We start from the raw sequence: 13,053 nt of genomic DNA, 5'->3' as shown, positions 1-13,053 counted from the left end.
CCCAACGCCAGTGGCCTGCTTTTACTCCGCCACGATGGCCTGGAATCCGACCGCCGTTGACAGCGGCGCGGTCGGCGCCGCGCTGGGAACCGGCGAAGGTCCAGTTGCGCCGTCCAAGGGCGATGCCGCGGAGCGCTCTCTCCGCAGCATTGTTGGAGAGACAGATCCTGCCGTCGTCGAGGAAGCGAGCGAAGTCGGCCCAGCGCCGGAGCATGTAGTTCATCGGCTTCAGGACCTCGGCGGAGCGCGAGAGGGTTTCCCGCTCGCGCAGCAGCCAGGCCTGCATCTCATCGAGAAGCGGCTTGCTTTTCTCCTGGCGTACGGCCCGCCGCTCCTCGGCACTGCGGCCGTTGATGACGCGCTCGATCTCGAACAGCGCGTCGAGGCGCCTGACCGCCTCCAGGGCTATCGGGGAGACCGGCTTGCCCTTCACACCGTCGCGGGCCTTTTTGGCGATGTCGGCCAGCTCGAAGAAGCCGCGCCGCGCATGGGCGAAGCAAAAGGCCGGCGTGATCGGCTGTTCCTTCCGCTGCGGGTCGAACAGCGGCTCGAAGCCTCCGTAACAGTCGCACTGCAGGATGCCGGCAAACCCGGCCAGATGCGTCTGCGGATGCTCGCCGCGGCGATCGCCTGAAGCGTAATAGACCGCCGCCGGCGGCGCGGGGCCGGCGAAGGGGCCGTCATCGCGTACATAGGTCCATATGCGCCCGGTCGCGCATTTGCCCTTCGCCAGGATCGGCACCGTCGTGTCGTCGCCGTGAAGGCGCTCGGCCGCGAGGACGTGGGCCTCGATCACGTCGAAGAGCGGCTTCAGGGCGAAGGTTCCATGGCCGACCTGGTCGGCCAGCGTCGACAGCGGCAGATCGATCCCCTCGGCCTTGAAGCGCGCGCTCTGGCGGTTCAGCGGGATGTGCTGCCCGAACTTGTCGAAGACGATCGTCGCCAGCAACTGCGGACCAATGAAGCCGCGTGGCGTCGCGTGGAACGGCGCCGGCGGCTGGCTGACCTTCCCGCAATCGCGGCAGGTGAACTTTTCGCGTACCGTCTCGATCAGCTTGAAGCGCCGCGGGATCTCCTCCAGCGTCTCGGTCACGTCCTCGCCCAGCTTCGACAGCCGCGAGCCGCCGCAGCAGGTGCAAGCGGTGGGAGGATCGATCACGATCCGCTCGCGCTTGATGTCCTCCGGCCAGGGCTTGCGCACCGGCCGCTTGCGCGTGAAGGCGCGTACGTTCCCGCTCTTCGTCGCCGCAGCCTGCGCGGCAAGCTCGTCCTCGCTCGCCGCAATCACGAGCTCGTCGAGCTGAAGCTCCATCTGCTCGATCAGCCGCGCCGTGCGTTCGGAACGCTGGCCGTATTTCTCGCGCTTCAGCTTCTCGATCATCAGCTGCAGATGCGCGATCAGCGCCTCGGTATCCGAGAGTTTCGCCCGCGCGCTGGCGGCTGCCGCCTCGGCTTGCAGCCGCGCCTCGCGCTCGGACCGCAGCGCCGCCAGGGCACCCGCGAGGTCCGAAGGAAGATCGTCTGGCGTCACCATCACGATCCAAGTGAATCAGATTTCGCCTGCGATTTCAAAGGCCAAATGCTATCCAACCCGCGTCGGGCGCCAGGTTTCCTGCGGATTTCGCCAGTCGATCCCGGACAGTAGATAGCCCATCTGCGCGGGCGTGATCGCCACGACGCCATCTGCCGGTGATGGCCACAGGAACCGCCCGCGTTCCAGCCGTTTCGTGAACAGGCAGGCGCCCTGGCCGTCATGCCAGATTACCTTCAAAAGATCGCCTCGACGCCCACGGAAGCAGAACAGATGCCCGCTCAGCGGATCACGGCGCAGCACTTCCTGCACCTGCAGCGATAGGCCCGGGAAGCCCCGGCGCATGTCCGTATAGCCCGTCGCCAGCCAGACCCGCACGCCCGTTGGAACCGGGATCACGCAAGCCGCTCCAGCGCTTGCACGATCCGGATCAGAGCCTCGACGTCGACATCGCGTTCCACGATCAGGCGTCGCCCGTTCGCACTTACCACCGCAATGCGCCCAGCCGTGCCTGACACCGGCGTTCCGCTCGTCGCGGCCATCTCCGGCACGATCACAGCTGGAACAAAGCCTCCGGCGGCTTCGCCTCCAAGGCGGCCTTCGCGCCATGCGCGCCGCCAAAGGTGCAGAAGCTGGTTCGAAATGCCGTGTCGACGCGCTGTCGCCGAAACAAGACGTGGCCCGGAATAGCTCTCCTCGACGATCCGAAGCTTGGTTGCGTCAGGCCAGCGGCGGCGCCGACCCATCTCAACGATTTCCAGACGCGTAACCGCATGACTATGTTGTAGCCCCCAAAAGCCCGGACATTTCTCACGGTGCTGCATGGGCCGCGATGAACTCGCGGGGTGAACGATATCCGAGCGACCTGTGCGGGTGAAGCTCGTTGTAGTGGTCGAACCATTCCGGCAGGGCGAGCATGACGGTTTTGGCATCGGGGATGGGATTCACCGAGACGTAGTCGCGCTTGAAGGTTCGCACGAAGGCTTCGGCCATGCCGTTGCTCTGCGGGCTCTGGACCGGAGTTGTGAGCGGCTCCAGGCCGATATCGCGGGCAAAGCGGCGGGTCGGACCTGCGATGTAGCAGGAGCCGTTATCGGTCAGCCATTCGATGGTCTGCGGCAGGCGGTTGACCTTGCCGAAGCGGTGCTCGACGGCGGTGACCATGAGGTCGCAGACATCTTCGCCCTTGATGCCCTCGGTGGTGGCGACATGGCCAATGGCTTCCCGGTCGCAGCAATCGAGCGCGAAGGCGACGCGGACCTTTTCGCCGTTGTCGCAGCCGATCTCGAAGCCGTCCGAGCACCAGCGCAGGTTGGAGCGTTCGACGGCGATGCGGCCGTCGTGACGGCGCTCGACCCCACCGGCATGGCGTTCGAGCAGAAGGCCGTTGACCTTCATCACCCGATAGACGCGCTTGCGATTGGCGGGCGCACGGCCCTCGGTCAGGGCTTTGCGGCGCAATCTGGCCCAGACGCGAGCATAGCCGTAGGTTGGCATGTCCTCGATGACCGTCTCGATCTCGGCCAGGAGCGCCTCTTCCGGCAGGGGCGGACGGCCTCTGCGCTGGGGAGAGCGCCCGGCCGTCCGCTGCGCCAGCCGGGCGGCGAGATGCGAACGGGCCACGTCCAGCGTCGCGGCGACGGTGTTCATGGCAAACCGTCCTTGGGCAGCGACAGCGACCGCAATCTCCGTTTTTTTATATCCTCCGCCAGTTCGAGGGCGTCCTTCAGGATTTCCACCTCCAGGGTCTTCTTGCCCAGGAGCCGCTGCAATTCGCGGATTTGCTCCTGCTGCTCCCGGAAGGCGGAGGCCGGGACCACTTCCTCCTCGGCCGCCGTCGCGGTCAGCGCCCCTTGCTCGGCAAGCCGCCGCCACGTGAAAAGCTGGTTCGGCGACACGCCGCACCGGCGTGCCACAAGGCTGACCGTGACACCCGCCTCGCGCGTCTGCGCGACGATCTCCAACTTCTCCGCAACCGACCACCGGCGACGCCGCTCAGGCCCGGTCAGGACCTCAACCTTCGGATAAGAACCAGTCATAGACACGACATTACTCCCAACCCTTATTTTAAGGGTGAGACCTGTCCGGGGAATTCGGGGGCCGTTTCAGACTATCAATATGGCTATCCATATCGACAGTCAGCTACCGCCTCTTGATCAGCGCAAGATGGCCCTCCTCGGAGGCGTACAATTAAAGTACGATCTCAATGGTATACGTGTTCTCAGTTCTGTCCGGCCCGGCCCACCACTCATCCGTGTAGGACCCGGACTCTTTGCGGACTCTCAGGATTCTTTCGATATTTCAAAGACTTGCCGCTTGTGTTGGCTAGGGAAGTGTCTCCCTGAGACCTGAGCAGGGCCGATCTGGCCTGTGCCGGGCGGTCGGTCTCCGGGCCCTGATTTCGTCTTTCCGCGATTGGGAATCGGGTTGTGCCGGAGACCGGTTCGCAGCGCGGCGGAGACCGGTTTCGTGTCCGCTATGATCTGTGAGGTGAGCCTGACGACTGCGCTCTGGTCGACATCGATCCAGGAGGTCGCATTCCTGCGGTTAGCGGGAGGCCTGTCGAAACGGGATCGCCGCCCGAGCCCGACGGCTCCGGTCAGCGCGGCCTCTCGGCCAGCCCCAGCACTTTGCGCTGCTCGGTCCAGCCCGGGGGCAGGTCGCTGAGTCGGGTGATGCCGAAGCTCTGCGGCAGATGCCCGGCGATGGCGGCCTCGACGATGTCGGGCGCCAGGAAGGCAAGCGAGAGTCGCATGCGAACCGCGCGCTCACTTAGGCTCTCGCGGGCGGCGATGGCATCGGTCGAGAGCATCGTGTCCTTGAGCAGCTCGGCCAGCCAGGAGCGTGCCCGCGCGATGGCCTGGACCAGCTTGCCGCGGGTCTCCTCGTTCATTGGGGTTGCAGCCTGACGGTCGTCCATCCCGGCGACCTCGACGATCTCGCGCCGGCGAGTCGGGGAGGGGGGAGTCCAGGCCAGGGCGAGCGCAGCTGGATGGCCGGCTGGAACGCTATCCGGGATGAGATGGATGACGATCTCGGTCTTGCCGACGACGATGTGGTCGACCAGATGCTGGATCAGGGCTGCATCCGATTCCGGATGATCTATGTCTGAGGCGTGCTGATCACCGGCTCTCATTGCCATTGCGACGGATCGCAAGGACGCGAGGACGGCCTGTTCGATCGCATCGGCCGCGACCCGCCGCAATGTGCCGGCTTCGGCCTTGCGGCCTTGCATGGCGGCCTGCGAGACATAGTAGCGATAGCGCACCCGGTTCTTGACCGCATAGCTCGGGCTCATGGCATGGCCACGATCATCACGCAGCCGGCCGATCAACAGCGCTAATGAGCGCAAGCGCAGCCGGCGGTGCTCGATGGTGTTCCGGGCGACCAGCCTTTGGGTCGCCTCGAACTGCTCGGCCGGGATGATCGCCTCGTGCTCACCGGGATAGCTCTGGCAGCGATGGTTGATCTCGCCGAGATAGGTCCGGTTCTTCAGCAGATAGGCGAGGGGACCGTTCGTGAGCGGCACGCCGCCGACGCTCTTGCCATTGCTGAGGATTCTGGTCCGTGACCGGACGCCTTGCTTGCGCAGCGCATCTTGCAGCGCCCGGATCGATCCCAGTTCGAGATATTGCGCGAAGATCGAGCGGACGGTCGCAGCCTCATCGGGCTCGACGAGGAGCTTGCGGTCCTCAACGCGGTAGCCAAGCGGTATGGTGCCGCCCATCCACAACCCCTTCTTCTTGGAAGCGGCGATCTTGTCGCGGATGCGCTCGCCGGTGACCTCGCGCTCGAACTGGGCGAAGGAGAGCAGCACGTTCAGCGTCAGCCTGCCCATGCTGCTGGTGGTGTTGAAGGCTTGCGTCACCGAGACGAAGGAGACGCCGTGGGCATCGAACAGTTCGACGAGCTTGGCGAAGTCGGCGAGCGAGCGGGTCAGCCGGTCGACCTTATAGACCACCACGATGTCGATGCGGCCGGCTTCGATATCGGCCAGGAGCCGCTGAAGCCCTGGCCGTTCCATGGTCCCGCCAGAGAAGCCGCCATCGTCATAAGCCTCGGGCAGGAGGCGCCAGCCCTCGTGGGATTGGCTTCTGACATAGGCTTCAGCCGCCTCGCGCTGAGCATCGAGCGAGTTGAACTCCTGCTCCAACCCGTGATCGGTCGAGACGCGGGTATAGATCGCGCAGCGCAGCGGCTTGACCGCAGGACGGGTCATAACCGCCCCCGCCTGTCGAGACCGAAGAATCGCGGCCCGTTCCAGCGGGTGCCGGTGATGGCGAAGGCGACGCCTGACAGGCTCGGATAGGTTTTTCCCCGCCAGGCAAAGCCATTCGCCATCACCATGACCTGGTGCATCGCCCCGCCATGCTCGCGCACCAGCAGGGTGCCAGGCTTGAGGATGCGAGGGGCAGATGGCGGGCTGCCGCCATTGCCCTCGTCGCGTCCGGTCCGGGCGGCTGCTCGCTTCAGCTCCGCCAGCGCTTGGCGGCTGAGATCGCCATGGCGCAGCGCCTGCTGGCGATAGGCCAGGACGCGCATCAGCAACATCTGGGGCAGATGTCTTGGCATCGGCTTGCCGATCGTCCGGCGCCAGCCCGCCCGTAAGGCCTCGGCACTGATGGCCGAGGGAAGGTCCTCGGCCGTCCCAACGCTATCCGCCTTGCCGGACCGGGGCGGTCGCTTCGCCATGGCATTCACGCGGCAGTGGCCTCGACCAGCCGATAGCGGCTGATCTCGTCTTCACCCCGGCTGAGCACGATGCTCAACCCCTTCTGGCGCAGCCGCACCAGGGCGGCGCGAACTGTATGCGGCAGCCAGCCGGTCGCGGTGATCAGTTCATCGCAGGAGGCCCCCTCGGGACGGGTGAGCAGGCCGATCACGAGCGCCTGCTTCGTCGCTTTGGCTGGGCCGTTCTCCGCGGGCAGCTCCGGCAAACAAGTGCTGGAGTCCGCCACCTGTTTCGGTGCTGGCGAGACGACAGTTACAGCGGATTCGGCCTCGTGATGCCAGGTGATCACCTGCCGGCCGAGCGCCGTGATCACCAGGCTTGGCCTCGACTGAGCTTCAGCCGGGGCCGGTCCGGCAGGGCCTCCGTGCCCGTTCCTTGTTTCACGAGCCCAGCCCTGGCCGATCAATCCTACCGCAAAGGCACGCTTGGCGGCACCCTTCAGCTCCGGCGGCACGGTGATCGTCGCATCCGTCCGCTTGCTCGCTGCCGAGAGTACGTTCGTCTGCATTTTGGTCGGCTTTGACATGGTGTGCTGCCCTTCTCACGGTGAAACGGCTCATTGGCCGTCACCACCGCGAGCCCCGGATCGGCATCGAACCGAAGGGGCTGAAAGGGAAGTGAGGTTATCTTTGCGGCCGGTCCATCCGGCCAGCACGATCACACGTTTGCTCTGCTTCCATGCGAAGTCCAGTCGGTCAGCGCCAATTGAACTAAGAAACCATACATGTTCGAATCCTGTAGAAAGCGCCATTCACGAACATAAAGAGAGAACTGCGGGTGGGTGTAGGTCGTGTGGACAAAGCGGATTCCCAAATCGGTTGAGGCGTGATTCATATGTGGACGCCCCCTATGGCAAGGCTTTTTGTCGGGATGTTTTGATCGGTTGCTTTCATATGTCCGGCCTGTTTGTGCGGCGTGATGGTTGCCGCTGGCCCTGATGGAAATCCGCCGACGAGGTCCCTATCAAACTGGCGCGCTGCTGGGGCGCATTGAATCACGCGGGTTGGCCTCGTCATTGGCTCGATCGTCACTCATCATCGACTGCCGTCACCAATTCGGGTTGTCTCTTCGGTCGGCCGCTCAGGCGGCGTGCTGTTGGGGTCTGTAGCTCTCCTTGCGCGTCATCAGGACCCATGCGATCCGGGCGAGCTTGTTGGCGAGCGCGATCGAGACGAGCCTGAAAGGCTTCTTCTCCAAGAGCTTCCTGATCCAGGCGGCCATGGGCGTCGGCTTGTCCTTCGTGTGCCGGATGACGGCGGTGGCGCCGACGACGAGCAATCGACGGAGGTAGCGGTCTCCCTGCTTCGAGATTCCGCCCAGCCTGGTCTTGCCGCCGGTCGACTGCTGCTGTGGCGTCAGGCCCAGCCACGCGGCAAACTGCCGGCCGGAGCGGAACTGATCGGGATCGGTGACGGTGGCGGCGACCGCGGTCGCCGTGATCACACCAAGGCCCGGAATAGCGGCGAGCCTGCGGCTTGCTTCGCTCTCGACATGCCAGGAGGCGATCTGCCGATCGAGTTCCGCGATCTCCTGGCCGAGGGCCACGATCTGGCGAAGCATGATCTCCAGCGCTGCGCGGGCGAAGGAAGGAAGCGCGTCCCTGTCCGAGAGCGCCTGCTCGGCGAGCCTCGCCAAATTGGCGACGCCGGGATTGGCGACAAGCCCCAGCTCGGCCAGATGCGATCGCAAGGCGTTGGCGGCTTGCGTGCGCTGGCGAACAAGCAACGAGCGGGCGCGATGGGTCATGAGGATGCCCTGCTGGTCGACCGTCTTCACCGGTACGAACTGCATTGTCCGCCGCTGGACCGCTTCGCAGATCGCCTCTGCGTCGAGGGCGTCGCTTTTGCCGCGCTTGACGAAGGCCTTGACGTAGGACGGCGGGATCAGGCGAACCTCATGTCCCATCGCCGAGAGCGTTCGCGCCCAATGGTGCGCCGTTCCGCATGCCTCCACGCCGATCAGGCAGGGCGGAAGCTTTGAGAAGAACGGCAGCATCTGCTTGCGATGCAGCTTCCTGACCAATGCCGTCGCGCCGTTCTCATCAATCCCATGCGCCTGAAAGACGCTCTTCGCCAGGTCCAGTCCAATCGTCGTGATCGTCATCGCGCACGCTCCTCTCGCTGCTTCGGCAGCCGGATCGGCACCATAGCGCCGCCGGTGGGCAGGGGCGTCCACATCATCAAAGCTGGTCTTTGGGGAGAGCAGCGGTGCTTCGCGGGCTGATGACGGACGAGGAATGGGCGTTCTTCGCGCCTTTTCTGCTTGAGAGCGGCGCACAGGGCGGCCGCCCTCCCAGCGATCATCGCAGGGTGCTCGACGCGGTCCTTTGGGTCACGCGCACCGGCTCGCCCTGGCGCGATCTGCCCGACGAACTGGGCAAGTGGAATTCGGTCCACCGACAATATCGCCGCTGGACCGAGGCGGGCGTCTGGGACGTGATGTTGAGCGCCTTGGCCGAAAGCGAAGCCTCTGACAACACAATGCAGATGATCGATTCCACCATCGTCCGGGCGCACCAGCACGCTGCCGGAGGAAGGGGGGGATTCAGAGAAACGGTATTGGCCGTTCGCGCGGTGGGCTCACGACCAAAGTTCATACCAGAGCGAATGCGGAGGGTCTTGCGGTCGGCTTCCGCCTGACGCCCGGCCAGGCCTCGGACATGACAGCCTATGGCGACCTCATGGACGAGGACGCACCCGATCCCGTCGCCATGCTCGCCGACAAAGGCTATGACAGCGACGCCATTCGGGACGACCTTGAAGGCCGCGGCATCGAGCCTGTCATCCCGACCAAAACGAACCGTAGGGTCCAGCGCCCCGTCTGCCGGAAGACCTACGCCCACCGCAACCGCATCGAGCGCTTCTTCAACAAGATCAAGCACTCACGCCGCGTTGCGACGCGCTACGACAAGCTCGCGTCCAGCTTCCTCGGCTTCGTCCAACTTGCGACGATCCGCATCTGGATCAGGTTCGTCCACACGACCTAGTGTGAATGATTTCGGATGGCGGCCCGTGCGATCGGGTTCGGACTGGGCTGATGGGCCGGCGTCCGAAAACCTCCAGGGGAGGAAGCCGCGGCCCGGGGCCGTGCGCTATGGGGATTTCGCCGCGCGCCGTGGTTTGCAGGATGGTGCGAAGCGAAGGACTGGGGGGCAATACTCCGACGGGGATGCCCGGGAGCCTGCGTTTGGCTGGGCATGGAACCGATCCGGGACCGCTGTGGTCTTCGTTTCTGCAATGGCGTCGAACGGGATCGCCCTCTCTCTGGCCGAGATCGGCGGTGCTTGGCGAATAAGACTGCCCGGGTGGTCTGGGCGATCATGACCACCGGCGAGCCCTATCGGGAGCCGGTCCCACAAGCCGCATAGAGATCAGGCGAGCCGTGCCGAAGAGCTTGGGAAAGGCAACGCGAACGTACTCGGCCGCCATCCGGATCGGCTTGCCCTGTTCGGGGTGCGCTAGCAGCGCCATCACGCTCGCCTGATCCAGCCGCGCGATGAAGCTCCATAGGTCGGCGCTGTCCTGCGGAATATCCGCCTGCCATGCGGCATGACGATCCGCCAGCGTCTTCGCCGCTACCGTGTCCTCGATGCCGGGGGCATGCCCGCCGAGTTCGGCACTGGTGGGCCGGATTTCGAGGCAGGAGGCATCGGCGTATCGGTAGAACAGCCGGGAAGCCAGCGCATGGGTGACGGCGATCAGCGCCATATCCGGCTGCTCGCCCAGCGCAACGCGCAGCCCCAAGGTGCGGTTGGCTGTCAGATCGCGCACCAGCGCATTCGACAGGGGCTTGCTGGCGTCGCCTTGCTCGTCGTCCTCCGTCTCGGTTTCAGCTTCGACGCTGCCTTCTTCGCCATCTGCTGGCTCGGCCTCTTCCGGCTGGGGCTGCTCGTCCTCGGAACGAACAAAGCCGCGCTCGACCCGCACCGTGCCGTCCTGCCACAGGCTGACGAACACGCCGCAGCGGGCGATATCGTCGGGCAAGTAAGCGAAGCACAGCGCCTTGATGCGTTCCACCTCGCTTTCGACTTCCCCCAGTCGTGCCTGCACGTCTTCGGGGATTTCGTCGGCGCCTTCCCATTCATTGGTCAGCTGGTCGTATTCCTCCCGCAAGGCGGTGAGGGTCGAGGAGAGCGCCCAGACGCGCCAGCATGGCCGCGTCGCAACGATCGGTCTTGGCCAGTCGGCCAGTGGCCTCGGCAAAGCGTCGGGCCTGACGTGGGTTGAATTTCGCCAACGGCAAGTTGGCCTGGGCCAGGGCGTGCTCGAAGGCACGATGATAGGCGCCGGTGGCCTCGTAGACCATGCGATGCCAGCAGTTCGGCAACCGGAAACGTGTCTGGCACCAGTACGGATGTACTGATGGGCATGGCCGTCCGCGGGCGTTACCATCCGGAAGGTGCTCCCCGGACCCGGGGCACGGAAAACCGACGGCGACCGGACATGGCTGAGCGCGTCATCATTGCCGACGACCATCCGATCTTTCGCGACGGCATGCGCCGTATCGTTCAGCGCTCCATGCCCGACGCCTCGATCCAGGAGGTCGGGACCGCCGCGGACCTGCTGCGCCTCGCCGCGGAAGGTGACCCGCCTTCCATGCTCGTCCTCGATCTCGTCTTTCCCGGCTTCGACGGGCCGCAGACGATCCGCGGGCTGCGCGCCAACTATCCGACGACCTCGCTTCTGGTCGTCTCGATGACGGACGACGCTGATGTCGTGGAGGAGGTGATGGCGGCCGGCGCGGACGGTTTCATCGCCAAGGGCGTGTCGTCGAGCGAGATGGCGTCGGGCATCGCGGCCGTCATCGCTGGCGACATCGTCGTGAAGACCCAGGCTTCGATCAGCGATCTGGCCCTGCTGCCGTCGGACAGGCTCGCCCGGTTGTCCTCACGGCAACGGGAAGTGCTGCGCCTCCTCGCCAACGGCCTTTCCAACAAGGAGATCGCCCGCATGCTCGGGATCTCGCCGTTCACGGTCAGGCTTCACGTATCTGGGCTGCTGCGCGTTCTTGACGTCTCGTCGCGCTCCGCCGCAGCGGCGATCGCCACCGAACTCGGCCTGGTTTGAGCGAGCACGCCGGCGAGAAGCGCCGAACGCAGTTGTGCCGGCCGCACCGGCTTCGTCAGGAGGACGATGGCTTCGTCCTTGCAGGTCTCGGCTATGTGGTCGGTTCGCCCCCCGGTCACGAGGGCTGCCGGCAAGGCCGCTCCCGCTTCCCGTCTCGCCGCGCGAATGACCTCGAGGCCGGTTTTTCCGTCGGCGAGTTCCTGATCGCATAACAGGAAGTCGCAGTTGCGCGCCGCATGCGCATCATAGCGGTCGCTGGCCTGCACATGGCATCCCCACCGCGTGAGAAGCTGCGCCGTGCCGTTGCGCACCAGCCTGTCATCGTCGATGACCAGCACGCGCACCCCCTGAAGGCGTCGCGCCAGCGCTGCGGGCTGCCTGCGCGCCTTAAACTCGCCCGCCGCCGTCTCGCGCAGCCCTTCTATCGCGAAGCAGGTTCCCTTGCCGGGATGGGAGGTCAGCGCGATCCTGAGCCCCATCATGTCGGCCAGCCGCTTGACGATGGAGAGGCCGAGGCCCAGCCCCTCCATCTCCTCGGTTCCGGGCGTATGAAGCCGGACGAACTCCTGGAAAATCCGCTTCTGGTCGGCATGGGCGATGCCCGGGCCCGTATCCAGGACGATGACGGCCACGCCGCCGGCGCGGCGGCGCGCGCCGATGACGACCTGTGCGCCGGGAGCGTATTTGATCGCGTTCGAGACGAGGTTCTGCACCATCGTGTGCAGAAGCGCCGCGTCGCCGAGAACCCAGAGCCGCGAAGGGCGGTAGCGGAGCCTCACGCCCCGCGCGCGGGCCGCCTCAGTGGCTTGCCGCGCGACTTCTCCCAGCACCTCGCCGAGCGGCACGGCGCCGATCTGCGGCCTGACCCGCCCGACATCGAGCGCCGACAGGTCGAGCAGCGAGCGGCAGAGCCGGGTGAGCGAATCGAGCGAACGGTCGATATTGGCCAAGACCTCGCGGCCGTTGCGGCTCAGGCGCAGGCCGCCGAGATACTCGACGAACAGGCCGATGGCATGGATGGGCTGGCGCAGATCGTGGCTGGCCTGCGCCAGGAAGCGCGATTTCTCCTCATGCGCCTCGGCAAGCTGCGCGCCGGTGCGGGTCAATATGGCGTGCTTGGCGGCAAGCTCCTCCGTCAGCCTGACGTTCTGGCCGACGAAGCCGTTCATGCGCAGGCCGAGCACCGTCAGCATGACCGCGAAGAGCATGATCATCGCCGCGGTCGATTCCGGTCCGACGTCCCTGCCATGCAACAGCCATGACATGGCGAGCAGTGGCAGCGATGTCCACACCGAGATCAGGCAGCTTCGGACCATGACGTGCAGTGCGCTGACCGCGCCGAGCGCGATCCCGCCGAGGACGAGCGTGTAGAAATTCAGGAGATCGGGTGGCGACGACGTCGCGCACAAGAGCGCGCCGACGCCCCAGCCGAGGCCGGTCAACCCCGTCAGCAGCGAATGGGCCTGCGCGAAGGCGGACGGCCGCGGCCATGCCGCGCCGTGCCGGTAGAGCAGGCCGAGCGCGATCATGGCCATGGAAACGAGGACGATGGCCGCCGTCCAGGCCGGAACCCATGCGCCGGCGCCGGCGCGGAAAAGCTCGATTCCCGCCAGAACCGCGACACACAGGTGGATGAGCCAGCTCGCCGTGCCGATGGACGAGAGATAGTCCAGCCGCCAGTGCGGGGCGACCATCGAAACCGGGCCGGCCTCCGACCCGCCCGT

General features: G+C 65.6%; 11 protein-coding genes and 2 pseudogenes. 2 read left to right on the top strand and 11 right to left on the bottom strand.

Annotated elements, in window-relative coordinates; translation table 11 throughout:
• The 8 genes from tnpC to M9917_RS21695 all read right to left on the bottom strand — a co-directional run.
• Nucleotides 1-1,534 (bottom strand): IS66 family transposase (gene tnpC / locus M9917_RS21730; protein ID WP_465246398.1); only part of this gene is annotated, 1,534 nt, incomplete at its 3' end.
• Nucleotides 1,535-1,582: 48 nt separating this feature from the next.
• A complete protein-coding gene (gene tnpB / locus M9917_RS21725) occupies nucleotides 1,583-1,930 on the bottom strand; it encodes an IS66 family insertion sequence element accessory protein TnpB (protein WP_297257085.1) in 348 nt (115 codons plus the stop codon).
• Nucleotides 1,927-2,277: an IS66-like element accessory protein TnpA gene (gene tnpA / locus M9917_RS21720; RefSeq protein WP_297257084.1), complete on the bottom strand. Its 351-nt coding sequence runs from the start codon at nucleotides 2,275-2,277 to the stop codon at nucleotides 1,927-1,929. Before tnpA ends, tnpB begins: the two co-directional genes overlap by 4 nt.
• A 64-nt stretch (nucleotides 2,278-2,341) precedes the next feature.
• Nucleotides 2,342-3,570, bottom strand: a protein-coding gene (locus tag M9917_RS21715) for an IS3 family transposase (RefSeq protein WP_297250886.1) whose coding sequence is annotated in 2 segments (ribosomal slippage) — nucleotides 2,342-3,240 and nucleotides 3,240-3,570 — 1,230 coding nt in all. Because the reading frame shifts where the segments join, the coding sequence is not laid out codon by codon here.
• Between the two features lie 560 nt (nucleotides 3,571-4,130).
• Complete coding sequence (locus tag M9917_RS21710; RefSeq protein WP_297257083.1) at nucleotides 4,131-5,750, bottom strand: recombinase family protein; 1,620 nt, start codon at nucleotides 5,748-5,750, stop codon at nucleotides 4,131-4,133.
• On the bottom strand, nucleotides 5,747-6,223 hold the full coding sequence (locus tag M9917_RS21705; protein ID WP_297257145.1) for a DUF2924 domain-containing protein: 477 nt from the start codon (nucleotides 6,221-6,223) through the stop codon (nucleotides 5,747-5,749). Before M9917_RS21705 ends, M9917_RS21710 begins: the two co-directional genes overlap by 4 nt.
• 5 nt (nucleotides 6,224-6,228) lie before the next feature.
• Complete coding sequence (locus tag M9917_RS21700) at nucleotides 6,229-6,789, bottom strand: DUF3489 domain-containing protein (protein WP_297257082.1); 561 nt, start codon at nucleotides 6,787-6,789, stop codon at nucleotides 6,229-6,231.
• Between the two features lie 554 nt (nucleotides 6,790-7,343).
• Nucleotides 7,344-8,366, bottom strand: coding sequence for an IS110 family RNA-guided transposase (locus M9917_RS21695; protein ID WP_297253112.1), 1,023 nt, complete (start codon nucleotides 8,364-8,366; stop codon nucleotides 7,344-7,346).
• Nucleotides 8,367-8,485: 119 nt separating this feature from the next.
• Between M9917_RS21695 and M9917_RS21690 the strand changes: the two genes are divergently transcribed.
• Nucleotides 8,486-9,249, top strand: a protein-coding gene (locus M9917_RS21690; RefSeq protein WP_297254854.1) for an IS5 family transposase whose coding sequence is annotated in 2 segments (ribosomal slippage) — nucleotides 8,486-8,795 and nucleotides 8,795-9,249 — 765 coding nt in all. Because the reading frame shifts where the segments join, the coding sequence is not laid out codon by codon here.
• Between the two features lie 466 nt (nucleotides 9,250-9,715).
• Here the strand turns inward: M9917_RS21690 and M9917_RS21685 are convergent.
• Nucleotides 9,716-10,378 (bottom strand): annotated as a pseudogene (locus tag M9917_RS21685) (chromosome partitioning protein ParB); the annotation flags it as partial.
• A 4-nt stretch (nucleotides 10,379-10,382) separates the two neighbouring features.
• Nucleotides 10,383-10,571: pseudogene (locus tag M9917_RS21680) on the bottom strand (IS110 family transposase); the annotation flags it as partial.
• A gap of 53 nt (nucleotides 10,572-10,624) precedes the next feature.
• On the opposite strand from M9917_RS21680, the gene M9917_RS21675 reads away from it, so the two are divergent.
• On the top strand, nucleotides 10,625-11,329 hold the full coding sequence (locus M9917_RS21675; protein ID WP_367273936.1) for a response regulator: 705 nt from the start codon (nucleotides 10,625-10,627) through the stop codon (nucleotides 11,327-11,329).
• Here the strand turns inward: M9917_RS21675 and M9917_RS21670 are convergent.
• A complete protein-coding gene (locus M9917_RS21670) occupies nucleotides 11,245-13,023 on the bottom strand; it encodes an ATP-binding response regulator (protein WP_297257081.1) in 1,779 nt (592 codons plus the stop codon). The two genes, M9917_RS21675 and M9917_RS21670, sit on opposite strands and share 85 nt — an antisense overlap.
• Between the last annotated feature and the right edge of the window lie 30 nt (nucleotides 13,024-13,053).

The organism is Bosea sp. (in: a-proteobacteria) (assembly GCF_023953965.1).
Classification (GTDB): Bacteria; Pseudomonadota; Alphaproteobacteria; order Rhizobiales; family Beijerinckiaceae; genus Allobosea.
Note: the sequence above shows the minus strand (reverse complement) of the source record. Positions and strands in the feature narration are given on the sequence as shown.

Bases quoted from the DNA above. Each gene is read 5' to 3' on its own strand.
- M9917_RS21700 (WP_297257082.1), bottom strand. From the start codon at position 6,789: ATGTCAAAGCCGACCAAAATGCAGACGAACGTACTCTCGGCAGCGAGC.
- M9917_RS21670 (WP_297257081.1), bottom strand. From the start codon at position 13,023: ATGGTCGCCCCGCACTGGCGGCTGGACTATCTCTCGTCCATCGGCACG.
- tnpA (WP_297257084.1), bottom strand. From the start codon at position 2,277: ATGGGTCGGCGCCGCCGCTGGCCTGACGCAACCAAGCTTCGGATCGTC.
- M9917_RS21710 (WP_297257083.1), bottom strand. From the start codon at position 5,750: ATGACCCGTCCTGCGGTCAAGCCGCTGCGCTGCGCGATCTATACCCGC.
- M9917_RS21675 (WP_367273936.1), top strand. From the start codon at position 10,625: ATGGGCATGGCCGTCCGCGGGCGTTACCATCCGGAAGGTGCTCCCCGG.
- M9917_RS21695 (WP_297253112.1), bottom strand. From the start codon at position 8,366: ATGACGATCACGACGATTGGACTGGACCTGGCGAAGAGCGTCTTTCAG.
- M9917_RS21705 (WP_297257145.1), bottom strand. From the start codon at position 6,223: ATGGCGAAGCGACCGCCCCGGTCCGGCAAGGCGGATAGCGTTGGGACG.